At 60.7% G+C, this 25,747-nt stretch carries 23 protein-coding genes and 1 tRNA gene; 8 read left to right on the top strand and 16 right to left on the bottom strand.

The genetic code is table 11. The annotated features are described in order from the left end of the window. Positions 1-31 precede the first annotated feature (31 nt). The 6 genes from LMTR13_RS30365 to LMTR13_RS30340 form a co-directional block, all read right to left on the bottom strand. The gene (locus LMTR13_RS30365) at positions 32-598 is read right to left on the bottom strand and encodes a nucleoside 2-deoxyribosyltransferase (RefSeq protein WP_065730977.1); all 567 of its coding nucleotides are present in this window, start codon (positions 596-598) and stop codon (positions 32-34) included. A gap of 106 nt (positions 599-704) precedes the next feature. Further along, positions 705-2,651, bottom strand: coding sequence for a 1-deoxy-D-xylulose-5-phosphate synthase (gene dxs, locus LMTR13_RS30360; protein ID WP_065730976.1), 1,947 nt, complete (start codon positions 2,649-2,651; stop codon positions 705-707). Positions 2,652-2,976: 325 nt separating this feature from the next. Next, entirely contained in the window at positions 2,977-4,275 is a 1,299-nt protein-coding gene (locus LMTR13_RS30355; RefSeq protein ID WP_065730975.1) for a hypothetical protein, read from the bottom strand. Between the two features lie 146 nt (positions 4,276-4,421). Continuing rightward, entirely contained in the window at positions 4,422-4,673 is a 252-nt protein-coding gene (locus tag LMTR13_RS30350; RefSeq protein WP_065730974.1) for an exodeoxyribonuclease VII small subunit, read from the bottom strand. A gap of 130 nt (positions 4,674-4,803) precedes the next feature. Next, positions 4,804-5,730, bottom strand: coding sequence for a histone deacetylase family protein (locus tag LMTR13_RS30345; RefSeq protein WP_065730973.1), 927 nt, complete (start codon positions 5,728-5,730; stop codon positions 4,804-4,806). 89 nt (positions 5,731-5,819) lie between these two features. Next, positions 5,820-7,484, bottom strand: a complete 1,665-nt coding sequence (locus LMTR13_RS30340) for a bifunctional metallophosphatase/5'-nucleotidase (protein WP_065733094.1) — start codon at positions 7,482-7,484, stop codon at positions 5,820-5,822. Between the two features lie 186 nt (positions 7,485-7,670). On the opposite strand from LMTR13_RS30340, the gene LMTR13_RS30335 reads away from it, so the two are divergent. The 3 genes from LMTR13_RS30335 to LMTR13_RS30320 all read left to right on the top strand — a co-directional run bounded on the left by LMTR13_RS30335 (position 7,671) and on the right by LMTR13_RS30320 (position 10,684). Further along, positions 7,671-8,612, top strand: coding sequence for a ring-cleaving dioxygenase (locus LMTR13_RS30335; protein WP_065730972.1), 942 nt, complete (start codon positions 7,671-7,673; stop codon positions 8,610-8,612). A 179-nt stretch (positions 8,613-8,791) separates the two neighbouring features. Next, positions 8,792-9,753 (top strand): IS630 family transposase gene (locus LMTR13_RS40000; RefSeq protein ID WP_156795382.1). Its coding sequence is split into 2 segments (ribosomal slippage): positions 8,792-9,131 and positions 9,131-9,753, totalling 963 coding nucleotides; the frame shifts between segments, so codons are not numbered across the junction. 184 nt (positions 9,754-9,937) lie between these two features. Further along, positions 9,938-10,684, top strand: a complete 747-nt coding sequence (locus LMTR13_RS30320) for a sce7726 family protein (protein ID WP_065730971.1) — start codon at positions 9,938-9,940, stop codon at positions 10,682-10,684. On the opposite strand, the gene LMTR13_RS30315 is transcribed toward LMTR13_RS30320, so the two are convergent. From LMTR13_RS30315 to LMTR13_RS30300, 4 genes are all read right to left on the bottom strand, one after another. Then, positions 10,681-11,748 (bottom strand): beta family protein, encoded by a 1,068-nt coding sequence (locus LMTR13_RS30315; protein ID WP_156795857.1) that lies wholly within the window; start codon positions 11,746-11,748, stop codon positions 10,681-10,683. The genes LMTR13_RS30320 and LMTR13_RS30315 overlap by 4 nt on opposite strands. A gap of 25 nt (positions 11,749-11,773) precedes the next feature. Beyond that, positions 11,774-12,271: an ImmA/IrrE family metallo-endopeptidase gene (locus LMTR13_RS30310; protein ID WP_065730969.1), complete on the bottom strand. Its 498-nt coding sequence runs from the start codon at positions 12,269-12,271 to the stop codon at positions 11,774-11,776. A 24-nt stretch (positions 12,272-12,295) separates the two neighbouring features. After that, complete coding sequence (locus LMTR13_RS30305) at positions 12,296-12,709, bottom strand: hypothetical protein (RefSeq protein ID WP_156795856.1); 414 nt, start codon at positions 12,707-12,709, stop codon at positions 12,296-12,298. An 899-nt stretch (positions 12,710-13,608) separates the two neighbouring features. Next, a complete protein-coding gene (locus LMTR13_RS30300) occupies positions 13,609-13,824 on the bottom strand; it encodes a hypothetical protein (RefSeq protein ID WP_065730967.1) in 216 nt (71 codons plus the stop codon). Positions 13,825-14,357: 533 nt separating this feature from the next. Here LMTR13_RS30300 and LMTR13_RS30295 point away from each other — a divergent pair. Together LMTR13_RS30295 and LMTR13_RS30290 are read left to right on the top strand one after the other, a co-directional pair. Continuing rightward, positions 14,358-14,549, top strand: a complete 192-nt coding sequence (locus LMTR13_RS30295) for a hypothetical protein (RefSeq protein WP_065730966.1) — start codon at positions 14,358-14,360, stop codon at positions 14,547-14,549. After that, on the top strand, positions 14,546-15,679 hold the full coding sequence (locus LMTR13_RS30290) for a hypothetical protein (RefSeq protein WP_156795855.1): 1,134 nt from the start codon (positions 14,546-14,548) through the stop codon (positions 15,677-15,679). Before LMTR13_RS30295 ends, LMTR13_RS30290 begins: the two co-directional genes overlap by 4 nt. Before the next feature lie 90 nt (positions 15,680-15,769). Here LMTR13_RS30290 and LMTR13_RS41365 read toward each other — a convergent pair whose 3' ends face one another. Both LMTR13_RS41365 and LMTR13_RS30280 read right to left on the bottom strand, forming a co-directional pair. After that, entirely contained in the window at positions 15,770-17,065 is a 1,296-nt protein-coding gene (locus LMTR13_RS41365; RefSeq protein ID WP_156795854.1) for a D-alanyl-D-alanine carboxypeptidase family protein, read from the bottom strand. Positions 17,066-17,369: 304 nt separating this feature from the next. After that, the gene (locus tag LMTR13_RS30280; protein ID WP_065730963.1) at positions 17,370-19,151 is read right to left on the bottom strand and encodes an acyl-CoA dehydrogenase; all 1,782 of its coding nucleotides are present in this window, start codon (positions 19,149-19,151) and stop codon (positions 17,370-17,372) included. Positions 19,152-19,436: 285 nt separating this feature from the next. On the opposite strand from LMTR13_RS30280, the gene LMTR13_RS30275 reads away from it, so the two are divergent. Continuing rightward, positions 19,437-19,511: transfer RNA gene (locus tag LMTR13_RS30275), tRNA-Gln, on the top strand. A 345-nt stretch (positions 19,512-19,856) separates the two neighbouring features. On the opposite strand, the gene LMTR13_RS30270 is transcribed toward LMTR13_RS30275, so the two are convergent. From LMTR13_RS30270 to LMTR13_RS30260, 3 genes are all read right to left on the bottom strand, one after another. Continuing rightward, positions 19,857-20,636: an SDR family oxidoreductase gene (locus LMTR13_RS30270; protein WP_065730962.1), complete on the bottom strand. Its 780-nt coding sequence runs from the start codon at positions 20,634-20,636 to the stop codon at positions 19,857-19,859. 76 nt (positions 20,637-20,712) lie between these two features. Continuing rightward, entirely contained in the window at positions 20,713-21,975 is a 1,263-nt protein-coding gene (gene fabF / locus LMTR13_RS30265; protein WP_065730961.1) for a beta-ketoacyl-ACP synthase II, read from the bottom strand. Between the two features lie 189 nt (positions 21,976-22,164). After that, positions 22,165-22,977 (bottom strand): oxidoreductase, encoded by an 813-nt coding sequence (locus LMTR13_RS30260; RefSeq protein WP_065730960.1) that lies wholly within the window; start codon positions 22,975-22,977, stop codon positions 22,165-22,167. Positions 22,978-23,074: 97 nt separating this feature from the next. On the opposite strand from LMTR13_RS30260, the gene LMTR13_RS30255 reads away from it, so the two are divergent. Next, positions 23,075-23,662, top strand: a complete 588-nt coding sequence (locus LMTR13_RS30255; RefSeq protein WP_065730959.1) for a TetR/AcrR family transcriptional regulator — start codon at positions 23,075-23,077, stop codon at positions 23,660-23,662. 109 nt (positions 23,663-23,771) lie between these two features. Here LMTR13_RS30255 and LMTR13_RS30250 read toward each other — a convergent pair whose 3' ends face one another. Continuing rightward, positions 23,772-23,999: an SDR family NAD(P)-dependent oxidoreductase gene (locus LMTR13_RS30250; protein WP_065730958.1), complete on the bottom strand. Its 228-nt coding sequence runs from the start codon at positions 23,997-23,999 to the stop codon at positions 23,772-23,774. Between the two features lie 438 nt (positions 24,000-24,437). Here LMTR13_RS30250 and LMTR13_RS30245 point away from each other — a divergent pair, with 438 nt between their 5' ends. Next, the gene (locus tag LMTR13_RS30245; protein WP_065730957.1) at positions 24,438-25,637 is read left to right on the top strand and encodes an ABC transporter substrate-binding protein; all 1,200 of its coding nucleotides are present in this window, start codon (positions 24,438-24,440) and stop codon (positions 25,635-25,637) included. Positions 25,638-25,747 lie beyond the last annotated feature (110 nt).

The raw sequence follows: 25,747 nt of genomic DNA, 5'->3' as shown, positions 1-25,747 counted from the left end.
GAGGTTTTGCTGTCGTTCTTGTCAGCCAAGTTCAGTCCGATTTGCCGGTGGCGCGATCCGCCGCCAGAGCGACGCAGGCCTCGAACGAGGTGAGATCGTGCCAGATATCTTGCGGCCGCTGCCGCGGCGTCACCAGTCTAGCACCATGCAGATCGAGCGTGTGGATCATCATGAGATTGTCGGGCAGGCCGAAATCTTCCACCGTCAGCCCGTCGCGGTCGATCAGATGGCCGGTGGCGGATTTGGTCACGTCGTAGTTCCGCTTTACGCGCTCAACATAGACCGCGGGGTCGTTGCTGTAGGCCAGGCAGAGCTTGCCACGGCCGGCCATGTAGCCGAGTTCATAGACCGTGCCGGCGTCGGCACTGGGGCCACGAAACGGCGTAAGATTGGCAATGATCGCGTCCGCCGCATCCATCATTGCTTCGTTGCCCTTGAAGATCGCTAGCGAGGCGTGGGCAGCGGCCAGGTCGACCGCGTTGTCAAGCGGATAGAGACCGATCAGGCCATGGCGGGCACAGATTGCGGCTTTGCGGCGCCCGATCTCAATGGCATCGGGAAGGAAGACGTCGGGGCCTGCGAGATAAATCTTCGTCATTCCGGGGCGCGCCTCTTGGCGCGAGCCCGGAATCCATACTCTGGATCGTGGTTTGGATTCCGGGTTCGTCGCTTCGCTCCGCCCCGGAATGACACAAGATTTGCCCTCAGGCGAGCTTGACGGTCTCGGTCTTGTAGTCCTTGCCGAGCGCGTCGAACACCTTGGCAACGATGCCCTTGGCGTCGAGGCCGGCATGGGCATACATCGCGTTCGGCGAATCGTGGTCGATGAACTCGTCGGGCAGGATCATCGCGCGCATGCGCAAGCCGCCGTCGAGCATGCCGTGCTCGGCCAGCGTCTGCATGACGTGCGAACCGAAGCCGCCGATCGAGCCTTCCTCGATGGTGAGCAGCACTTCGTGGTCACGCGCCAGCTTCAGCACCATGTCGACGTCGAGCGGCTTCATGAAGCGGGCGTCGGCGATGGTGGTGGAGAGGCCGTGGGCGGCGAGTTCGTCCGCAGCCTTTTCGCATTCGGCCATTCGCGTGCCGAACGAGAGCAGGGCGACCTTGCTGCCCTGGCGAAGGATGCGGCCCTTGCCGATCTCGAGGGGAATGCCGACTTCCGGCATTTCGACGCCGCGGCCTTCGCCGCGCGGATAACGCACCGCGCTCGGGCGGTCGTTGATCGCGACTTGCGTGGCGACCATGTGCACCAGCTCGGCTTCGTCGGACGCGGCCATGATGACGAAGTTCGGCAGGCAGCCGAGATAGGCGTTGTCGAACGAACCGGCATGGGTGGCGCCGTCGGCGCCGACCAGGCCGGCGCGGTCGATCGCAAAACGTACCGGCAGGCTCTGGATCGCAACGTCATGGACCACCTGGTCATAGCCTCGCTGCAGGAAGGTCGAGTAGATCGCGCAGAATGGCTTGTAGCCTTCGGTGGCAAGCCCCGCGGCAAACGTCACCGCATGCTGTTCGGCAATGCCGACATCGAAGGTGCGCTCCGGGAATGACTTGTTGAAGATGTCGACGCCGGTGCCCGACGGCATCGCCGCGGTGATAGCGACGATCTTGTCGTCCTTCTCCGCTTCCTTGACGAGGCTCTGGCCGAACACGTTCTGGTAGGCCGGTGCATTCGGCTTGGCCTTGGCCTGCGCGCCGGTGGCGACGTCGAACTTGACCACGGCGTGATATTTGTCGGCGGAGGCCTCGGCCGGGCCGTAGCCCTTGCCCTTTTGCGTCACGACATGAACCAGGATCGGGCCGGTTTCCATGTCGCGGACGTTCTTCAGGACGGGCAGCAGATGGTCGAGGTTATGGCCATCGATCGGGCCGACGTAATAGAAGCCTAGTTCCTCGAACAGCGTGCCGCCGTCCATCATGAAGCCGCGGGAATATTCCTCGACGCGGTTGGCGCGGTTGGCGAGGATTTTCGGCAGACGCTTGTTGATCTGTTTGGCCGCGTCGCGCAGCGTGCGGTAAGTCTTGCCGGAGTAGAGGCGGGAGAGATAGGCGCTCATCGCGCCGACCGGCGGCGCAATCGACATGTCGTTGTCGTTGAGGATGACGATCAGCCGCGAGTTCATCGCGCCTGCGTTGTTCATGGCCTCGTAAGCCATGCCGGCCGACATCGCGCCGTCGCCGATCACGGCGATCACGTTGTTCTTGCCGCCGGAGAGGTCGCGCGCCACGGCCATACCGAGGCCGGCGGAGATCGAGGTCGAGGAGTGCGCGGCGCCGAACGGATCGTAGTCGCTCTCGGTGCGCTTGGTGAAGCCGGAGAGACCGCCGCCGGTGCGCAGCGTGCGGATGCGGTCGCGGCGGCCGGTCAGGATCTTGTGCGGGTAGGCCTGGTGGCCGACGTCCCAGATCAGGCGGTCGCGCGGCGTGTCGAAGATGTAGTGGATCGCAGTGGTCAGTTCCACGACGCCGAGGCCGGCGCCGAAGTGGCCTCCGGTCACCGAAACGGCGTCAATGGTTTCCTGGCGGAGTTCGTCCGCGACCTGCCGCACCTGCTCGATCTTGAGCTTGCGAAGATCCTCGGGCGTGCGGATGGTATCGAGAAGCGGCGTTTTACTAAATGTGGTCACAGCGATATTCCAATTTTGCATGTCGGGATGAAGGCCCGACGCGAGACGGGAAGCGCGTTAACCGCGCCGCGAAAATCCAGACCCACCTGCCAACCGGGCAGGCCGGTACCTGATTTGAAAGCCTAGATGCACTCCGGTTTAAACCATGTGATATGCATCACTTAGTCGCTCGGAACCCTTCCCGGTTCAGTTTCTTTAGCTATTTGAGGTGCTTGCCGCCGCCCGAAGTCAGCCGCAGACTGCTCTCCACAGCCCATAGAACCGCAAGCTTTACACCAAAGCCGCCGCCAAAGCCAACCCGGAGAGCCGATTCGGTTCCGGGTGCTGAGGCAAAAAGCCTCGATTTTCAACCGCTGCGGCGGGCGGATGGTTCCACTTTGCTCAAATCGGCCTCACGTGTGGCCGCGGCGGTGGCCGCTTCGATCCTCTTCCAGGCCCGATCCCGCGCCCCGGAATCGCCGGTGGCGACGTCAAGCGCGGCGTCGGGGACGGTCATGCGCGCGCTGAGAGGGACCGGTCCGCAGACGATCATGAAGAAGTCGTAGGCGTTGGGCAGTTCGTTGGCCATCACGAACTGGAAATGCACGCGGAAGAACTGCCAGCGGAATTTCTCGTAGTGCTCGGGCCGTATGATGTCACGGAAGCGAACCGGCACGATCTTCGGATTGCGCCTGAGGGCTCCGACATCGATGCCGTGGCCCGCGATCGGATCGAACTGGTAGAAATTCATCACGTCCTTGCGGGCCTGACAGTCGATCCAGTCGATCGACGGCTCGACCGCCAGCATCCGCAGATGGTCGCGAAATTCTTTCGATACGGCGTGATAGCCCACGATCGGGAAATTGCCGCCGATCGTCAGCAGCACGATCCGCGGCCCGTGGCGGCCGAGCGCGGGATCGTGCTTGAGCGCGCGCGCCAGCATTTCCGTCGACAGGAACGATCCGGAACTATGGCCGACGATGACGATCTCGTCGGCGTCGGTGCTCCTGGCGACATTGACCAGATGCCGCGCAAAACGGTCGATGCGCTGATCCCATTCCGGGCGTTCGCGGTGCGAGAACTCCCAGGTCCAGATCGTGTCGGACAGGAGATAGAGCACGTAGGTGGCGTTCTCGGTGTATTTCAGCACGGCCCCGAGCAGCGCCACGAAGATGGCGGCGGCGGTAGCGATGCTGAATGCGTCGGGAATGCCGATGGCGCTTAGGCCTTTTTCGAACACGAAGGCGATGGCCGCGGCACACGCGGCCTCGAGCAGCAGCAGCAAATGCGGGTAGGTGATGAAGGTAGCGAACCGCCAGTTCGCCTTGCCGAACCGGGCGATGGTGCCGGCAAAGACGAGGCGCCAGTAGATCCAGACTGCGCTGAGCACCGTGCGCCAGATCGGCGACGCCAGGTCCTGCTGGATGAAATCCTCGAACCGGAGGAAGTCGTAAGACGTGCGGGTCTGCCAGTCCTCCGCCTTGGTATCGATGGTCCAGGACGCGATCTCGTCGTCGGACGCGACCTTTGGCCGGCTGATGGTGGCCTGGAGCTGGTAAAGCCGGCTGAACTTGCGCAGCTCGGTCCGGAACATGCGGTAATATTGCGCCAGCCCGCGCGGATCATAGCCCTGAATATAGATGATATGGCGGTGCTGGACGCGCACGTACTGTCCCCAAGTGTCGGCGGACTATATCAGGCCGGGCGGAGGGCAAAGAACTAATTCGGCTGGCCCGCCTCCCACAGCGGGGAGGGCGAATCCGTCCGGTATTCCCGATTGTTGCGCCGAACCCCGAATACCGGACGGCGGATTTACTGGACGTCGAGCGGCTCGGTCCCCGTGACCTGGCCGCTCGCGTCGGTCGTGATCTTGTCGACGCGGGCCTCCGCCTGCCGCAGCAATTCTTCGCAGCGGCGCTTCAGCGCCTCGCCGCGTTCGTAGATCGCGACCGATTCCTCCAGCGGCACCTTGCCGTCCTCGAGCCGCTTCACGATCGATTCAAGCTCCTCGATCGCCCGCTCGAAGGAGAGTTTTTTGACGTCCACCTGGGTATTTTCGGCCATATCTAGTTCCCGAATGCGCGCCATCGAGGCGCGGAATCAAACTATAACGTTTTCGAGCGACGTGGGTACCGGCTCGCGTGAAGAAAACGCGTCAAAACAGAGGCTTTTGAGGGTCTATTGTGGCAGGGATTTACGCGCCTATCAGCGCGGTGACATGCGCCGCCACCGATTCTTTCAGCCCCTGCAGGTCGTAGCCGCCCTCCAGCACCGAGACAACCCGCCCACCGGCGCTGCTGTCCGCCACATCCATCAGCCTGCGGGTGACCCAGCCGAAATCGTCCGCCTCCAGGTTGATCGAGGCGAGGGGGTCGCGGTAATGCGCGTCGAAGCCGGCGGAGATGATGATCAGTTCCGGCGAGAACTTCTGCAATTGCGGCAGGATCAGGTTTTCGAACGCGGCGCGGAATTTTGCGCTGCCGTCCTCGGAAGCCAGCGGTGCGTTGACGATGGTGTCATGCTCGCCGCGCTCGCCGCTGGCCCCGGTGCCCGGAAACAGCGGCATCTGGTGCGTCGAGCAATACATGACGGTCGGATCGTGCCAGAAAATGTCCTGCGTGCCGTTGCCGTGATGGACGTCGAAATCGACGATCGCGGCGCGGCCGATGCCGTATTTGCGCTGGGCGTGACGTGCGGCAATGGCGACATTGTCGAAGAAGCAGAAGCCCATCGGCTTCGAGACCTCGGCATGATGGCCGGGCGGGCGCACCGCGACGAAAGCGTTCTGGTGGGCGCCGGACATCACAGCGTCGGTTGCCGCCACCGCGCCTCCGACGCCGCGCATCACCGCCTCCCAGGTGCCCGGTGACATCGAAGTATCGCCGTCGATGTAGATCATGCCGCTCTGGGGCGCGATGTGGCGGAGTTCGCCGATATAATGCTCGCCATGGCACAGCGTGACGGAATCGAGATTGCCTTCCGGCGCTTCGCCGCGCGTGAGCGGCTTGAAGCGCTCTTCGCCCAGCGCCTCGGCGACCGCGCGCAGCCGATCGGGGCGCTCGGGGTGCCCCGGCGGCGTGACATGGTCGAGACAGGCGGTATGGGTCAAAAGCAGCGTCATGTTGATTCCTGGCGTAATGGAACGCGCCGGTAAGGAAGCGGCTAATCTAGGTGGTTAGAGGCCGCTCGGAAAGGCCTACGGCTTTCGGCTCAGTTGATCCTGACAATGCGATCGGCGGCGGTCGGGCTGACCGGGCTGTTCGCCGCAAAATAAGCGTGCAGCGCGTCGACATCATAGATGCCGACCTGCGGCGCGGTTCCTTGCGTAAGCACGGTAAATCCGTCGCCGCCGACGAAAAGGAAATTGTTGACGGTGACGCGATAGCTCGCGGCCGGATCGATCGGTCGCCCGTTCAGCGACATCCGCTCAGGCAGCACGCGTTCGCCGTCAGGCCGGCTGGCGTCCCACGCATAGGCAAATCCCTTTGATACCTGCAGGATCCGCGGGCGCTTCGGATCGAGCCATTGCTGCTCCAGCATGTCCTTGATCTGCTTGCCCGTGAGCGTCAGCGTGACCAGTTGATTGCGGAACGGCTGGCTGGCGAACACGTCGCCATAGGTCACCGCGCCATCTTCCTTGCGCGTTATGTCGGCGCGCACGCCGCCGGGATTAGTGAACGCGATGACCGCGCCGCCTTTCGCCTCGCTGCTGGTCGCGGCGAGTTGCGCGTCTGCGATAATGTCGCCGAGCGAGCTTTCGCCGGCGGCGTTGGGCACGCGCGACAGCGTTGCCGTCACCGAACCCGCCGGACGGTTGGCGATCGGCGCGGCCAGCCTGTCGTACGATTCGATCAGCGCGGTCTGTTGGGCGTCCTTCGCAAGCGTTGCGGTGCGGACGATATTGTTGCCGGCCTTGGCGCTGATGACGTCGCGTGTGACGGGATCAAGCTTGAGATCGATCGCGGTGACGAGCGTGCCGTATTTGTCGCCGGAGGTGACGAGCCGCCCGTCGATCTCGCAGACATAGGCCCGGTGGGTGTGGCCGGTGACCACGACATCCACCGCGTGATCGAATTTTTTGACGATGTCGACGATCGGTCCGGAAATACCAGGGCATTCATTGTAGTCGCCTGTCGGCAGGCCGCCTTCGTGGATCAGCACGACGATGGCCTCGACGCCGCGCGCCTTCAGTTCCGGGATCAGCGTGTTCACGGTGTCCGCCTCGTCGCGGAATTCGAGGTCGGCGACGCCGAGCGGCGAGACGAGGCCCGGCGTGCCCTTCAGGGTCAGGCCGATAAAAGCGACCGGGATGCCGTCGAACTCCCTGATGTCATAGGCGGGAAACACCGTCTTGCCACTGCGCTTCTCGAACGTGCTGGCGGCGAGATAGCGAAATTTTGCGCCCGTAAATGGGTGCGGTCCCCGGCATTTGTCGACCGGGTGGCAGCCGCCATTCTGCATGCGCAGGAGTTCGTCCTTGCCCTCGTCGAACTCGTGATTGCCTACGGAGGAAAGCGCCAGTCCCATCATCGACAGCGCTTCGATCGTCGGCTCGTCATGAAACATCGCCGATAGAAACGGGCTGGCGCCGATCAGGTCGCCGGCCGCGACGAAGATCGAGTTCGTGTGGCCGTCGCGAAGCTGGCGCACCAGGGTCGCCATGTGCTCGGCGCCGCCGGCCTCGACGGTGATCTTCTTCATCCTGTCTTCGGGATCGGCGATCGTGATCCCGCCCGGCGGCGGGCGAAGGTAACCGTGAAAATCGTTGATTGCGAGAATGCGCAAATCTACCGGCGCTGGCGTTTGCGCGCGGGATGGCGCGGCCAGCGCCAGCATGATCGTCAAGGCAAGGATGGGACGGAAGAGAATTCTCATGGCAGGGATATTTAGCAGGTAGCTTGACTTTTCCACGTCATTGCGAGCGGAGCGAAGCAATCCATGGCACCGCATAAAGAAACAATGGATTGCTTCGCTCCGCTCGCAATGACGGTGGCCACATCCTACATCATCCGGCAAGAGGCCAAACGGTCCCGCCCACCATGTGACTAAAAGGACAACGCAATGCAGCTAGGCGGAATTCATCACCTGACCGCGATCTCCGCGAAGCCGCGGGAGAATTTGGCCTTTTACACCGGCCTGCTCGGCATGCGGCTGGTCAAGAAGACCGTCAACCAGGACGACGTCAGCGCCTATCACCTGTTCTATGCCGACGGTAAAGCCAATCCCGGCACCGATCTCACCTTCTTCGATTTCCCCGCGGCCCCCGAACGGCGCGGAACCAATTCGATCTCGCGCACCGGCCTGCGCGTTGCGGGCGAGAAAAGCCTCGGCTTTTGGCGGGATCGCCTCAAGAAGGCCGGCGGCGTCACTGGCGACATCATCGAAGTCGACGGCCGGCTGACGCTGCCGTTCGAGGACGGCGAGGGGCAGCGGCTGGTGATGGTCGACGATGGCGGGAAGGGCGCGGCCTCGCCATGGGAGCGCAGCCCGGTGCCATCAGAGCACCAGATCCGCGGCCTCGGTCCGATCGTGCTGACCGTGCAGGAGCTGTCGCGCACCGCCTTCGTGCTGACCGAAGTGATGAACATGCGCCGCGTGCGCGAGTACGCCGCCCACGGCGCGCAGGTTCATGTGTTCGCGATGGGCGAGGGCGGCCCCGCCGCGGAGTTGCATGTGCTCGAGGACAAGAATGTTCAGGTGGCGCGGCAAGGCGCCGGGGGCGTGCACCATGTCGCGTTCCGTACTCCTGACGAGACGCAGTACCACGCCTGGGCGCAGCGGCTGAACGAGCTCCGCGTCCCCAACAGCGGCGAGATCGACCGCTTCTATTTCCGCAGCCTCTATTTCCGCGAGCCCAACGGCATCCTGTTCGAGATAGCCACCGACGGCCCGGGCTTTGCGACGGATGAGCCGATGGAAACACTCGGCGAAAAGCTGGCGCTGCCGCCATTCCTGGAGCCGCGAAGGGCGGCGATCGAGGCCGGGCTGAAGCCGATCGGGTGAGGAGTGGGGCCGCGACCGGGGACCCGAGCCTGCCCAGCTTGCGCCATGTGTGCCGAAGCATGACCCACAATCCCGTCCGAGGTTGGCTAGAGCGTTGGCCCATCTGACTGAATCGTCGGGGATTCACAAATCAGCGTTTTAGTGATTCAAGCTGGTCGCCGGACTGGAGGCCGGCGGGCATGGCGAAACCGCTGTCGATGGATCTGCGCGAACGTGTGCTGGCCTGTATTGGAGGCGGCGTTTCAGGCCGGCAGGCTGCTGAGCGATTTGGCGTCAGCGCGGCGAGCGTAAGCCGCTGGCGAACGCGCGAGCGGGAGCAAGGCGATGCCCAGCCGAGAGCTCAGGGCGGCGATCGCAAGTCCCACCGGATTGATGCCCATCATGCGACGATCGTGGCTCTGCTCAAGGCCTCACCCGACATCACCATCGAGGAATTGCGTGATAGCTTGAGCAAACAAGGCTTGTCCTTTGGTTATGGCACGATCCGACGCTTCTTCGAGCGGCACAAGATCACGCGTAAAAAAAGACCGCCCATGCCACAGAGCAAGATCGCCCGGATGTCTTGACGCGACGCCAGGCCTGGCGCGAGAGCCAGGGCAAGCTCGACCGGGATCGGCTCGTCTTCATCGACGAGACCTGGGCATCGACCAACATGGCGCGAACACATGGTCGATGTCTGCGCGGAGAACGCCTGCGGGCCAGCGTTCCTCACGGCCACTGGAAAACAACAACCTGCGTCGCCGCCCTCACCACGCGCGGCATCATCGCGCCCTGGGTGCTCGATGGTCCCATCAATCGCGATGCCTTTGAAACCTACATCGAAAAGGTGCTCGTCCCCGAGCTCCCGGACGACGCTATTGTCATCATGGACAACCTCTCCAGCCACAAAGGGCCCCGCATACGTGAGATGATCGAGGCAGCTGGCGCGACGCTTCTCTACCTTCCGCCCTACAGCCCCGACTTCAACCCGATCGAAAACGCCTTCGCCAAGCTCAAAGCAAGCTTGCGAAAGGCCGCCGAACGCACCGTCGGCGGCCTTTGGGATGCTATCGGGCGCACCGTCGACACCTACACGCCAGCAGAATCCACAAACTACTTCACCGCCGCCGGCTACTTGCAACCTGATAGGCTAACGCTCTAGCTCGAGCAATGGTCGCCCTATGGAAGGCAGCGAGGCGTTTCAGATGCATCGACTGCTACGAAACTGTATGTTGCGCTTAGTTACAAGTGACGCGAAAGAGGACGCGGCGCCCCGCGAAATGTTGCCGCATTTACAAAGGCTTGAGGATTGACACTGTATTGCCACGCAGCATACTGAGTCGCCGATGTCTAATCCTGACTATATTGCACCACTGAATGAAGTGTCCTTGAAGTGCTTGTTCTTAGAGCACCTTCGCGGCCTGCGTACGGTTGATCAAAATTCAATCATCGCTTCAGAGTATGCGCTTGGCCGAGTTGGTCGTAGGATTGACTTAGCAATTTGGAACGGCGAATTCATCGGCGTTGAGTTTAAGAGCAAATTCGATTCCCTCCGGCGGCTTTCTTGGCAGTTGCAGGCATACCTCCAATGCTTTGATCGCGTGATCGTGGTCATCGACCAAAGACACAGCCAAAAAGTGACTGAAATGCTTCCTGCTCCGGTTGAGCTGTGGACAGTCGATTCCCTGGGAAATCTTACTCAGGCACAAGCCGCTGGCGTGAATCGCAGTCAATCGGCACAGGCTCTGGCAAATCTTTGTAGCCTTGCTCAACTCCGCCGTCTCGCGCCGGTTAGCAATAACGATGGCGTCTATCGAGGTCGATTAAATATCTCGGCTAGTGAGTTGCGGACTGAAGATGTTTATGAGGCAGCAATCGAAGCGTTCAAGCGGACCTTTGTGCACTCAAGCCGTGCCTTCTGGAATGAAGTAGCTGATAAAAAGATTGATCCAGATAGGATGTTAGCGTTGAGTCGATTTTCAGATTTGAGAACGCGTCGCGCTTTGATGCAGCAAGACGAGCAAATCTTCTGGCAAAAATGGGCGCAAGAAGCTTCAGACAGTCTGCTGCCACTTCCAAGCCTACTAGCTTAGTCGCTCCAATCGGTTTCTGAATCCGGCAAGGCAGGCGGTTTCCCAAAGTTCGCTTGTTGGTGAAGGTGAATGTTTATTCTGACGGCGGTCGAGCGCTGGGCCGAGATTATTGCGCCGTCGCCGTTCGCGGTCTTAATGATCTCGCTTGTGCCCCATACGCCGAGATTCGCCCAACCCGGAGAGCGGACGGCGCGTAATGCGGCCATTTGGTATGCAGCATCGCGGTCTACATCATCGTCCCCAACTCTGAAGAAATGCCAATCCGTCGGCAAAGCATTGTCAATGCGGGGGGCCGGCGCTCCACTTCCACCTGATTGCCTCTCCACTCTTACCGACGCGCGGTCAGAATAGATAACGTTTCGATGTCTAATATGCCTCACCACTTCATCGTAGAACTGGCGTTCGAAAATTGCTTGTTGCGTTATATTGACGAAGTTTGCCGGAAACGTTGAGGCGGACACCGAAACGAATGAATCGGGCAGTATTCTCCGAATACCTTCCACGATGCCAATTGCTCCGGCTGCCCGAGCTAGAAGCTCTGCGGTTTGGCGTTCGAAGTCCACAATGAAATGTATCGTTGAGTGATCCTCAATGTGAACCAGCCGCTGCGCTATCGATGTAGAAAATCTAAACATCGGCTCGGTTAGTCTGACCGCAACGCCTCTGCCGAGAGCGGCGACAATGGGGACCTGTGCGTCAATCTCCGCTGGAGCGTTCAACTGCAAGCTTGGGACGAAGTTTTCATGTTCTCCAATGAAGTCGTAGAAATTTCTATAGCCGTTGGTTGGGTCTCGCAACTCATCAAGTACGTCATGGACAGCCCGGCGTCGCTCTCCTTGGTCAAATCGTTCGTTAGTTAGGTCAATGATGACGGGTCGATGTCCTACTGCCGCTTCAACCTTCGCGATGACAGGCTCTATGTGACGGGCAGCGAGCCATGGTCGCAGTGTGATGTAAGGCAATATAGAGTCTTTGTCGGCAGGAACGAGTTCTTCCATCGCGGTCATCTCTGATGGACGGACTGCCAAAATCGGTACATAAGAAAATTGACTGAAATCGACCAAGTTTCGTTCCCCACGACTAGATGCTCTACTCGATTCCCAACCTAATCTTCATTGCAGCTGTCGAAACGTTGAATTTGTCCGCGAGAAATCCCACAAGGTCTTCAACTTGAAGCGCTCGTGCGCGTTCAATCCAGGTGTCAACGATCGGCTTGGGCATCAGTAGATCAGCAGCCATTCTATTCGCTTGTGCCTCTCTGCTGTCTGAGAGCGAGGACCGGTACAAAATGTCGTCTGTGATTCCGTCGCCGATCTCATCGCGATGTAAAAGGTAGTGTCCTATTTCGTGGGCAACCGTGAACCGCTGACGGCGCGCCGGGTCATTCTTGTTGACGCGAATGATGTAGCCGGCCGGTGCTTCATGGTCAGGCCGAATCTCACCAGAAATTCCATTAGGTAGTTTTGCCGAAATCACTCGGAGCCCGAGCGAGTTCGCAAGGGCAGACAAGCTGACAGGCGCCTCGCTCAAAAATTCCGATATTCTTTCCCGTTCGGCCCGTTCCAGGCGGCCCAGTTCACTTATCATCGTCGTGCAACCTGCGGAGATGCGTCACTTGATGTCAGAGTCATCTGTATCGTCTCCCGTATCTCGGTCGGCGCGCTCCTCGGCATTGCTGTGAATCAATATATCAACGCGTTCAACCAGGATATCTCGCAGTGGGCCGTCCTTTATTTGCGCGGAAACATGCTTGACAATTATGTGTTCAACTTCCTTTCGGAAAGGGCCATCCTTGAGGAGTTTCTCAAGATGTTCGCCCGAAGCCGTGCGGGTCATAGATTGAAATTGGGAGTAACCCCACACTGCGAGAGCGCCAATAAAAAGTGCGAGTGCGGCGAGTATCACCCCGATGCCGGTGAGAAGGATGGAGATGAGTTCGTGATAGGCCATTTTGACCTGACCTCCCTCCGGCACCAGTTTCCATTCAAAGATATTCGTGACCGCTAGCATCGTGCCAAACACCATGCCAGCGCCGAAGATGAGTATCCAAGCGGGCGAGTTAGACTTCATTGCGCTAAATGAACTTTGAAATACGTGGCTGAGCGGGTACGGGCACAATGTAGCTGCAACCCTGCGATACGCAACCTTTCAACAACAACCGATCCGATTGGTTGTGTTGACCCTTAATCCCGCATGCGGTGATGGTGCCCCAACTCATCGTTTCGCCTTCGGTCGAATCAACTTTGACCCAGCTATGAGCCTTGCTCGAAAACGCTAATTTCCCGGCCATTTCAACGTGATTTGCCCCGTCCAGTCCCTTCCGAAAAACAATTTCCTTTTCGATCACCCCAAATCAGCACTAAAAATTCCGCCGTCTCATCCCTCACGAGGGGCGGATCGCGATCGTCACGGACGCGGGGTGGGATGCGGTGGACGCAGCAGCGTCGGCGCGATGCGTGTTCGCAGGGCGGTTATCCGTGAGCGAGCAACAGCGCGCAGGACGTACGGCGCTGAAGCGTACGGCAAAACCGTGTGGTCCTGACACCCGTGGCTGGTGCCAAGCTGCCGGTGGCGAAATCGATCCAACCGGATCGATCCGTCATCAAGCCGGCAGTGATGGAGGCAAGAGGAATTCGTCTCCAGGGAGAGCGCGGCATAAGCCGTAAGACCATTGCGCAGGGAATGCCGGAGTGCTCCGGCTGTACCTGTATGCTCGTGTGCGCATCTCACTCCATCTCTTGCACACGAGACCGCGGGTGCAGCAAGCACCCGGCATTCCCTGCTCCCTCTGTTTTGAGGGAAAGGTTCATGCAAACCTCGGGCGCCGTGCGCCGCGAGAAGGTGAGGCCATGTCTACGAACGTTGACGCAAACGAATTCGTTACGCCCGACAAAGAGCCGCGCCAGGGTGAGATAGCCTGCGCCTCACGCCTCGCTTTTCGGCGTGTATTTGCCGAGGACGCATTTGTAGCCCTGCAATCGCCAGGCGTGATACGGCCCCTTGGCAAGCCAATCGGCAATTCCGATTTGCGCGTTGACCGCGCAGGCGCCCATCGTGATGCCGGACTGCTCGCTGGTGGTAACGACCTTTTCGAGACAGAGCTGGCTGTTGCAGAGAACGGCGATAAGAGTGACGAGCATGGGTGACCTTCGTTGTTGAATACCCGGTTCGCTCACGCCATGCAGGGTTCGTGCCAGCAGGGTGCGCGCTCGGCCTTTAAGGAAATCGGCCCGTAAAACTACGCACTGCAAAGCCGCGCCGTTTTCGGCGCGGGACGATCTAGTCGAACGCTCAAGGGAAACAATTGCGGTGAAAGTAGAGTTCGGGCGTGGGCGATTCGCAAAGCGTAGAACTACGGTCTCGGCGGCGGATTAGCCTGACTGTCATTATGCAGCAACAGTTATGCATGGCGCTGTTCGGAACGTAATGACGCCCAGCCGCATAGAAGATGCAGATTGTCCGACTGATTTTCTTCTCGACAACATTTCGGACTCAATCCTGACATCGCGCCATGTTCGCCTGGCGCGCAACGTGTGAAGCGGTTTCGCACGACGAGCAGGATGAGACATTCGTGCAACAACCGGCGTCCTAAATTCCGGAAGGCGAATCGTTGAGCAGCTACGGCCTGCTCGTGGAGATATAATCGCATCGACGAATCCAAAAGGAGTTTTCGATGTCGAAGTTTGCGATTGGCGAGCAAGTCGAGAACGTTGCCAACGATCACGAGTCAGGGACGGTTGTCGCCGTGTTTCCGACCGTCGATGGAAGCTTTAGGTATGCCGTCGACACGGAAGGTTACGACACACTCCAGTTCTTTACTGAGGAGAAGCTGGCTTTCGCCGTTACGAGGCGGGGTGCCACATGACAGGCCGTGCAACCACGCGAGCGATCTCCGCGGCCGAGCTGACGGGGGAGGGTGATGCTGCGCGCATCAGGCATCAGCTTGAGAGCCTGGCTAATGCCTCAAATCGCACGCCCAGATTAGTGGCGACACCTGCGGAAGAGATAAGCGGCGAACCGTCTGGCGAGGCGCCCCTGCCAGCAGCGAAACGCGGCCGCTCCTCTTCCGCTTCCGGTCGCGCCAAGGCTAGCAAGAGTACCAAGGCCAAGGCCGGCAAGGCCAAGATGGCCGAAGACAAGACAGCGGAAGACAAGACAGCCGACGTCAAGGCAACCGAGATCGGTGGCGAGCCGGAGGAGCCCAACGCGTCGCTCGAACCGCTGACGGTTTCCGTAGCGCCCATCGTGGCGGAGGCCGCTCCCGCCACGTCGACAGCCACCAGCCGCGCCTTTGCCCTTCTTGCAGCGCTCGCGCTGGCGACGGTTGCGGCCTATTTTTCAGTCGCGGGCATGGCCGAAATATTTCCCGGCGATCCGGTTGCCGTCATGGTGCTCGCCGCCACGATGGAAGCCGGCAAGCTCGTGATCGCCGGATGGCTGGCGGCGCATTGGCGCCGGACCAACTGGAAAATGCGCTCGGTCATGGTCGCGCTCGTTGCCGGCCTCGCGCTGATCAACGCGGCGGGTGTGTTCGGCAAGCTGGTCGAGGCGCATGTCAGCGTTGCGGCCTCGGCGCGCTCCGGCGTTACCGAACGCATCGAATCGCTCGACGCCCGCGTCTCGGCTCAGTCGGCTGTCGTTGCCGATCTGGCCGGCCGCATCGCGCAGATCGACCGCGCCGTGGATGAATCGACACGGCGCGGCCGGGTGACGCGCGCCATCAACATCGCAACCCAAGAGCGCGCGACGCGGGACGGGTTGGATACGCAGCGGCAGGCGGCCACCGCAACGCTGGTTGGGCTGCAGGCGCAACGCGCGGCGCTGGCTGGCGAACGCTCGCGCATCGAAGCATCCACAGGACCGATCCAGTATCTGGCGATGATGGTTGGCGCCGCACCCGAAGATGCGGTTCGCTGGCTGATATTGCTGATGGTGCTCTGCTGCGATCCCGCGGCGATCGCTTTGACGGTCGCTGCAGCCAGTTCGCGACGCTAATGAATACACTTCAACTTCATTCGGTCCCGCATGTCGCTGCGCTTGCGGGCGACATGCTCCCGCTTCAGCAGGAAGGCCTGCCCGGACCGGTTACATGGTCCTGCCTTTCGACAATTTTGCGGTTTTCGCCTGTTTTGTGGTTTTCGCCTGTTTTGCTACCTTGTGATCGTGCCGCTTGTGATCGTGCCGCGCGGTCACACGGACGCGCTTCTTTGCACTCGCTTGCACGTCAGGCGTCTTCGTTCCGCCGCGGCGGGAAGCATATTCCTTGCCGTCGATCGGCCCGACATGCGGCGGATCTCTGTCGAGGTAGGGCCGGCCGATTCCAAATTCCTTGCCGTGCTCATCGATCCATTTCCAGAACTTTTCCGTGGAGACCCATCGCTGCGCCCGGCTTGCGCCCTTGACGCTCACGACGTCAGCCGCGAGTCCGCGGCCATAGCCACCACGCAAACTCCCGCCATGGTAGGACCGATCGCTTGCCGCCTTCAGGCCGCTGGCGATCGATTGGCGGTAATCATCGCGAAATGCGCTGGTGATGCCGGGCGACAGCCCGGCCTGCTCCGCCGCGTGGAGCATATGAAAGAGCTTGAGCTTGAAGCTCTTGTCCATGCCGCCGATCACGTAGTCCATCATGGTCATGCCGGCTCTTTCCGCGGCCTTCGGGTCCTTCCACGTAAAATCCTCATCGACACGCCTGGTGAAGGTCTTGGTGACAGTCACCGTCTTGCCCTTCCTCTTGACGGTCACTTTCCTCCGCTCATGCACCTTGATGGCGTCGATCTTGGGTGCGCGCTCGTAGAGAGCCCACAAGTAGCGATCGATGCAGGGCTCCGCGACCAGACATTCCTCGTTGATCTCGATGGTGCGCACGGTCTGCGCGGCGTTGTCGGGTGCGGAATCAGGCGTGATCGTCGTTGCAATCTCGGCGGAAGAAACTTCCGGCGGCAGTATCTCCGCCGGATCGGTCAGCGCGGCCACGACAACAGGTTTCGGCTCTTCCAAGCCTGCGGTCGTGTCAGGAGCTTTCGTCGTATCAGGAGTTTTCGCCGCATCAGGCGCTTTCTCGATCACGGATGCGGTAGGGATCGGCACGTCGATGGCATCGATCGCGGCGCTTGCCAGGGCGATCACGGGCGGCGTGCGCGTAGGCTCGGCGGTTGCGATGAGAGATGGTTCTTGACGTTCCACGATTGAAGGCGCGTCGGCGTTCTCGATGGAAGCATCGGCATTCTTGATGGAAGCGCTGACGACAGAAGCGCTGACGCGTTCGGTGGAAGCCGAATCGAAGCCGGCGAGGCAAACGAGAATCCAGCTCGCGAGAGCCAGGCCCAAGAGAACGTTGATGCGGCGCTGCGCCGTCGTCGCCAATCGCCAGGGGTCCATGATTCGGCCTCCCAAGGCTCCGCATGAGCCTGATTTACACAAGCACGCGACAGGGTTCATTCTTCGGATTGCGAAATGAATCCGCAACGGCCGGAGACTACGGGATAATCTGTTTTTTTAGGGGTGTTGCCTCAAAACAACGGGCGGCACAATGGAACTTGTTGTGTATTTTTGGGATTCGTGTCCGGTACCCGGCAGAGAAGCAAGACCGGTAGGGGACGGATTAGCGTAAGCAGTAATCCGCCGCTTGGTTCGTCGAGCCGGACTTGCGAAGGCGGGTTACGCCTACCCGCCCTACAAAGGCTTACCCCAGCAATACCGCATCCGCGCCGTTCACGGCATCGGCACTATCGGTCACCGTCTTCTCCAGCGATCCCGCCTGCACGGTAATATTCTCCGCAAAGAATCGGGCGACCGTCACGTAGCGCTGCGGATCGCCAGCCTCGCCATGGCTCTTCGCGGCCAGCGCTTCGCCGGCCAGCATGCAGCCGCCGAGTGTGGAACCGAACAGGCGCAAATAGGGCGTGGCGCCGGCGAGCGCGTCGTTCGGCGCAGACGCCACGCGCTCCAGGAGCCACTTGCTGGCGCGCTCGAGCGAGCCGAGTGCGTCGCGCAGTTTCGCGCCTGTCGTGCCGAAGGCCGGATCGTTCGAAGCTTCGACCTGCTTGACGATGCCGCCGAGTTCGTCGAGCAGCGTCCATACCGAGGCGCCGCCGTTCGCGGCGAGCTTGCGCGTCACGAGGTCGATCGACTGGATGCCGTTGGTGCCCTCGTAGATCGAGGTGATGCGCGCGTCACGGTAATGCTGCGCGGCGCCGGTTTCCTCGATGAAGCCCATGCCGCCATGGATCTGCACGCCGAGATATGCCACCTCGTTGCCGATATCGGTGGAGAATGCTTTTGCGATCGGCGTCAACAGCGCGCCGCGCGCAGCGGCATCGGCGCGCACCTTCGGGTCCTTGGCGCGGGCGGAGATATCGAGCGCCACCGCCGTCGCATAACAGATCGAACGCGCCGCGGCCGTCATGCCGCGCATCTGCAACAGCATGCGCTTGACGTCGGGATGCACGATGATCGGATCGAGCCCGTCGCCCTTCTTGCCGACGGCGCGGCCTTGTTTGCGCTCCTGCGCAAAGGCCAGTGCCTGCTGATAGGCGCGGTCGGCAATGCCGACGCCTTCGAGGCCGACGCCAAGGCGGGCCTGGTTCATCATCGTGAACATGCATTGCATGCCCTTGTTTTCCTCGCCGATGAGATAACCTATCGCGCCGCCCTGATCGCCCATCGTCATGGTGCAGGTGGGGGAGGCGTGCATGCCGAGCTTGTGCTCGATGCCGGACGGATAGATGTCGTTGCGCGGCCCCAGCGAGCCGTCGGCATTGACGAGGAATTTCGGAATCAGAAACAGCGAAATCCCCTTGGTGCCCGCGGGCGCATCGGGCAGGCGCGCCAGCACGAAATGAACGATGTTGTCGGTCATGTCGTGGTCGCCATAGGTGATGAAGATTTTGCTGCCCTTGATGCGATAGGTGCCATCTCCGGCGCGTTCGGCGCGGGTGCGCAGCGCGCCGACGTCGGAGCCGGCCTGCGGCTCGGTGAGCTGCATGGTGCCGGTCCATTCGCCGGAGACGAGTTTTTGCAGATAGGTCTTTTTCAGCTCCTCGCTGCCATGGGCGTCGAGCGCCTCGATCGCCGAGAGCGTCAGCAGCGGGCACAGGCCGAAGGCGATATTCGACGCGCTCCAGATTTCGGTGCAGGCGGCGTTGATCGCCAGCGGCAGGCCCTGGCCGCCAAACGCTTCCGGCCCCGACACCGCGTTCCACCCCGCGGCGGCCCAACGCTGATAGGCATCGGGCCAGCCCGGCGCGGTCGTCACCTTGTTGTCCGCAAGCTTGATGCCGTGTTCGTCGCCCACCCGGTTCAGCGGCGCCAGCACATCGCCGGCGAATTTGCCGGCTTCCTCCAGCACGGCCGCGGCAATGTCGACGTCGAAATCGCCGTAATGGCCGGCCCTCACGGCCGCCTGCAGCCCGGCGCCGTGGTTGAGCGCGAGCAGGATGTCGGAGATCGGCGCGCGGTAAGTCATGACGAAAATCTCGCTTTTTTGGCTAGTGAGCTGCCGCCGTCTTCCCACGAAACCGGGGTTCTCTCAACTCTCCGGTGGGCGGATCGGTCCCCGCCCGGGGTGCGAAAACCGGCCCAGGGGCCCGAAGGGGTGACCCTATATGGTGACCCTATATAAAGGTCACGTCGAAGGAGCTGATTTTGGGATGAAATTCGCCCCGCTGCCTGTTGAAATGGCGGGGCTCCCTCTATAGACCGGCGGTGCCGGACATGGATCGGTCGACCCCGTGTCCCGGCCCGGCCTTTTTGGGGCGTAGCCAAGCGGTAAGGCAGCGGATTTTGATTCCGCCATTCGGAGGTTCGATCCCTCCCGCCCCAGCCAGCATCCAAGCTGCTGATTTCGTTATGTAAGCGGCTCTATTCTCGCCGAATTTTTTAGGCGCGTTTGGAAATGGAGAGCTTCTGATGTTCGTTCCAGAATCAACTAAGCGGCGTCGCGCATTACATCGACCATGTGGCTTATCCCCGTGGCTTTCATCCCAACATATACCGCGGAGGCTACTCGGGCAGGTCTATTACGCTCTCATCGTAGAATAGGGTATTACGGCGAACAAATCGGACATCGCAGGCTCTGAGTCCTGCTCCTTTCTGTTCTGGTTGAGAGCTGGTCCAGTCGGCCATGAGAGTCGCCCGCATCAGGCGCGACGTGGCGCGCCGGCGATGCCAGTCACCATTTCTCGACCCACGGCCGCAGCACGACTTCGAACGCCCACGTCGACCGATGCTGGCGATGCAGTTGCAAATAGGTTTCGGCGATATGGTCGGGGTCGGCCATATTGTCGTCGACAGTCGTTCCTGCCAGCCGGTGCGCGCGAGTCCCGTCCTCCTGAGTCCAGCCGATCGCGGCGTCGATCGGCACATTCGCGACGTGGATACCCTGCGGCATCAGTTCTCTTGCCATGCTCTGCGCGAGTCCCGACTTGGCATGACATGCCATTGCGAAGGCACCGCTCGATGGGAAGCCTTTGAGCGCTGCGCTGGCATTCGTGAAGATGATCGTTCCCTTCGCCCCGTTGGTGTCGAGTTCGTTTCCAAGCATGAGCCTGGCGGCCTGTTGCCCTACCAGAAACGCACTGAATGCCGCGCTTCGAAGTGTTTCGAGCGCCATGATAGGATCGGCTTCGATCACGCTCTTGCGGAAAATGCCGGGGACCCGGCCATCGATGTTATGCACGACAAGCCTCGGCCTCCCAATGTCCTGCACCACATTCTTGAACAACTGCTCCACAGCCGCCGCTTCGCTCGCATCGCAAGCGAATCGACGCACCCCATGCATCTTTTCGAGTGTCTCAAGGGCTGCTTTTTCCGGATTCCTGGCTGCCACAGCAACCCGCATACCGTTCTTCGCGAACAGCCTCGCGCAACTTGAGCTGATGCCTGGACCACCACCGACAATGAGTGCAACATCCTGGACGGAAGGTCGGGCGTCGCGCTTGGACTGAGTCATGTCACTTACTCGCATGCGTGTTGGAAGCTGGCAAAGTATTGGTAGCGGTCGTGTCGACGACGCTCGGTATGCGGCCTCATTGCCAACGCCGAAAGATGACGCTGGCGTTGACGCCCCCGAAGCCGAAGCCGTTCGAGATCGCATGCTCCATCGTCATGGGCCGAGCCTCACGCGCCACGAGGTCGACGCCTTCTGCGGCGGCGTCGCCATTTTCGAGATTGAGAGTTGGCGGCGCGACCTGATCGCGCAGCGCAAGGATCGTGAAGATCGCCTCCGCGCCGCCGGCTGCGCCGAGCAGATGGCCGGTCGCCGATTTGGTAGCGCTCACGGCAAGCAACCCCTCACGGCCGAAGACCGCCTTGATCGCTTCCAGTTCGGAAACGTCGCCAACCGGCGTCGAGGTGGAATGGGCGTTGAGATGCTGTATGTCACCGGGCTTAAGGCCGGCCTGCCGCAAGGCGCCTTCCATAGCGCGGCGCGCGCCGTCGCCGTCCTCGGGTCCCGACGTGATGTGGTAGGCATCAGCAGTCGTACCATAGCCGACGATTTCGGCGATCGGCTGGGCGCCGCGGCGGAGCGCGTGCTCAAGTTCTTCAATGACGAGGATACCGGCACCTTCGCCCATGACGAAGCCGTCGCGGTCGCGGTCGAAGGGGCGGGACGCGCGCGCTGGCGTGTCATTGAAGCCGGTCGAAAGGGCCCGGGCGGCTGCGAAGCCACCGAGGCTCACGAGACCGATGCAGGCTTCCGAGCCCCCGCAGATTGCAACGTTCGCTTCTCCGGATCGGATCAGGCGCGCGGCATCGCCGATCGCCTGCACGCTCGCGGCGCAGGCCGTGACCGGCGTGCCAATGGGCCCCTTGAAGCCGTAACGGATGGAGATATGACCGGCTGCGAGATTGGCGAGAAAAGACGGCACGGTGAAAGGCGAGAGGCGCTTGACCCCGCGCTGATCCGTGGTGCGGACCGCCTCGACGATTGCCGGAAAGCCTCCGATACCCGATGCGATCACGGTCGCGGTTCGCTCCAGCGAATGCGCGCCGGAAGGAGTCCATGCTGCCTGCGCAATGGCCTCGGCCGCGGCGACCAGTGCGAAGAGGATGAAGCGATCCATCCGTCGCTGATCCTTGGGAGGAACAACCAGATCCGGATCGAAGCCTCCATCCGGATCGTCGGCCTTTGGTGGCACGATTCCCGCGACCCGCGCGGGAAGAGCAGCCGCCCATTCGGGAAGGGCAGCCAGCCCGGAACGGGCCGCAAGCAGGCGGGACCATGCCAACTCACTGCCGCAACCCAGCGGTGATACCAATCCCAAACCAGTAACGACGACGCGACGCATGATGAGACTACCTTCTGGAGTTACCCATGAACACCTCTTCGTTCCGCTCGGGCGCGAGGCTGGCTCCGAACGGCAATGGATGCCTTAGCGGTCGGCGCAAAGTTGCGAGCACCGGACCGGACCACCGCTCTGCAAACGGCCCCAAGATAAAGCGCGAAAGCCCGCTTGAGATCGGCTTAGCCCGTTCGGCTACGCCGGCAATCCCATTTGCTTGCGAAGGCTCTTGTCGAACATCCGTTCGGGGACGAAACGACGCAGCACGCTCACCTGCCGCGCAACCTTTCCGCAGGTATATCGCCGTCGGGGAGATGTGGTAGTCGCGGCTTCAACGACCTTCTCGGCAACAACCCCGGGACTATCGGCTGTCTTCATAACCTCGTGCATCAGTGCGCTGGAGCGCATTCGCGCCGAGACGTAGGCGTCCAGGCTCCGATCCGGAAGCACCATGTTTTGTTCGAATGAAGTGCGGGTATACGCCGGCTCAAGCAAGCAAATTCGAATGCCGAATGTCCGCACCTCATGATCGAGTGACTCCGAATAGCCTTCGAGAGCATGCTTCGTGGAGGAGTAGAGTGCCGAGAATGGAGCAGGTATTAAGCCAAGGACCGAGCTTATGTTGACGATCCGTCCCGCCTTTTGATTTCGCATGATCGGAAGAACCGCATTGGTCGTGCGGATCACTCCGAAAAGGTTCACGTCGAACAACGCTTGAGCTTGATCAACCGAGGATTCTTCAGCTCCGGCAAGCAGGCCCATCCCCGCGTTGTTCACGAGAACGTCGATCCTGCCCGTCGTATCGAGAACCTTGTCGACGGCCGCCGTCACCGATGCGTCGTCCGTCACATCGCAGGTGACCATCGTAATCCCCTCGAGGGTACTCGCGACGGCCCTCCGGCTGGTGCCGAACACGCGGAATCCAGCTTGGTGCAGCGCCTTTGCGGAGGCCTGCCCAATTCCTGTAGAAGCCCCGGTCACAACCGCCACTTTACCGTCTCGTCGCATAAAAGCCTCCTCAATGCGATTGATCAGCTATGAGATTAAGATATAAATATCACATGATGATCATCATACAATAGGATATTCGCTTGGAGAAACCGGCATGCGGTATGCCAAAGGGCACAAAGATCACTCCCATGAGCGCATCCTGAAGGCCGCGGCCAAGAGGTTCCGGCGGCAGGGCATCGCCGCCACGGGAATGACGGGGATTATGGCCGAGGCAGGGCTGACGAATGGCGGATTCTATTCGCACTTCCGCTCGAAAGACGATTTGGTTCGGGAAGGACTTGAACGTGCGCTCGATGAGCAACTGCGGCGACTCGAAGGTGATGCCGCCCCTGGACAGCTCCGTGAACTGACCCGCCTTTATCTCTCTACGGAGCATCGCGACCGCCCGGACGCAGGATGCGCCTCAGCAGCGCTGCTTCCCGAGATCGGCCGTCAGCCACGTGCCATCCGGAAGGCTTACGCCGCTCGGATACGTGAGCTCTTCGAGCAACTGGCGCGACGATTGCCGCCGAACAGTTCGAGCCGCACGTCTCATGATACCGCGATGGGAATTTTCGCTGTCCTTGTCGGAGCGCTTCAGCTCGCGCGGGCGGTTGAGGACCCCTTGATGTCCGATGCGATACTTGCGGCAGGGGTTCGTGCGGCAAACACGCTCGCGGATACGGCGAAAGAGAAATTGTAGGCCATCCTATCGAAACCGATTGCGAGCCGAACTTTAGTGAGGAAAGCGACCGCGACCAGCAAAGCCTCGATTCACGTGGACGAGCTGGACAGACCAGATCGGGGCCGAATCAATTAATCGCGCTACTGCGAAACCCCGGCAGGGCGGCATGAGTCAGTCGTGTCAACGCCAGGATGTTGATTTCTATTAGGTTCTCCAGTCCATCCGCAGTTCCTTTCGAGATCGGCCCAAGTGCGCCAGAGCCGGCATTGTTGATCAGGACATCGATGTCCTCCCGCTCGGTTAGTTGCGCTTCAATGCACGACAGGTCCTTCGCTTCAGCGAGGTCGGCAGTCACGATCGACCGCGCGCTTCGTCATGACTTCAATTCTCTTGGCAACGTCCTCCAGTCGGTCTCGACGACGGGCGACGTGCAGATACGGAGCTGAAGTTTTAAAATAGAACGATAAACGCCATCTGGCGCGACCTCAGCGAACCCGCATTTTCTAACTTCCCTAGAAGGTCCCGGTAGAAATGAACGATACGAAGGTGATCACGGCCATTGCGCGTCGACCACCTTATGGCTTGACTAGTTCTAAAAAAGAACTGTAGTCTTGAGAAGAAGACGGCCGATCGCAACGGCCGCGATGTGCCGGTTGCAGCGTTGGACAATTAGGCGCTGGGCCAGTTCAGCGAAATTCTCGATGCCGGCTCCCAGTGACGAGGGACGTAGCCGGCGACAAAACAAATAGGAATCACGTGCCCGGAAGGTGCATCGCGATTGGGAGGATGACCAATGTTGATAAAATGGAAGATCGTAGCGGCTCTGGCGTTACTTTTAGGCGGCCCGGCATTCGCGGCCGAAGAGCCCGGAGTTACAGCGACCGAGATTAAGATTGGCGGCGTTTTTCCCTTCAGCGGGCCGGCCTCATCGATCGGTCTCGTGGGCAGGGGAGTTATGGCCTATGTTCAGTCGGTCAACGACCGCGGCGGCATTAACGGTCGCAAGATCAACTACATCGCGTATGACGACGCATACAGCCCTCCCAAAGCGGTGGAGCACGTCCGCAAACTCGTTGAGAGCGACGAAGTGTCGTTCATGTTCGGCCAGCTCGGCACTCCCGGCATCTCGGCTACGGCAAAATATCTGCGGTCGAAAGGCGTGCCCAGCATCGCAATTATCAGCGGGTCATCCAAATTTACTGACGTCGCGAATTACCCGCTGACGACGATAGGTCTTGTCAGCTACGACACCGAAGGAAAGATCTACGCCAAATATCTGACGAAGGCGCTGCCAAACGCCAAGTATGCCATCCTCTATCAGAATGACGATCTCGGCAAAGACTACGTCAACGCCTTCAAGGCGTTTCTCGGCAAGGATTTCGACCGAAAGATCGTGACCGCTTCCTATGAGGTCACTGAACCGACGGTTGATTCACAGGTGGTCAATCTGAAGAGCTCCGGTGCGGACGCTCTCGTGATCGCCGGCACACCGAAGTTTGCCGCGCAGGCGATCCGGCAAGCCTCGGTGATCGGCTGGAAGGCGACCGTGATCCTCAACTTCCCATCCAGCTCGGTCGGAGGCACACTCGCGCCCGCCGGTCTCGACAAATCGGTCGGCGTGATCGTCGGCACCACCAACAAGGATATTCTGGATCCGGCATGGAAAGATGACCCGGGCATGCAGGCCTATAGGGTGTTCTTTGACAAATATTTGCAGGGCGCCGATATCACCAACGGCAGCTATCTCACGGGCTATCAGCAAGGCATCCTGCTCGAGCAGATTCTAAAGCAATGCGGCAGTGACCTGTCCCGCAAGAATATTCTTGCTCAGGCCAAGAACCTGAAGGACTTCGTCGTTCCGACTGCGCTGCCTGGCATCAAGGTCAACACCAGCGACGTCGAGAACATGATCTGGACGCAGATGCGGTTGCAGCGATGGACCGGCACGAGCTGGCAAGCTTTCGGGGAAGTGCTGGACGCCAGGTCCGAGTGATCTCGCATCGGCGAAGCGACGGGTGCGGCAGTTCGCGCGTTGATGCGAACTGTCGACCGGTCGGCCCGAAGACCAATTGACAGCTCGCGCTGTCCATAGGGGCGGGCCCA

It is taken from the genome of Bradyrhizobium icense (assembly GCF_001693385.1).
GTDB classification, from domain to species: domain Bacteria; phylum Pseudomonadota; class Alphaproteobacteria; order Rhizobiales; family Xanthobacteraceae; genus Bradyrhizobium; species Bradyrhizobium icense.
Note: the sequence above shows the minus strand (reverse complement) of the source record. Positions and strands in the feature narration are given on the sequence as shown.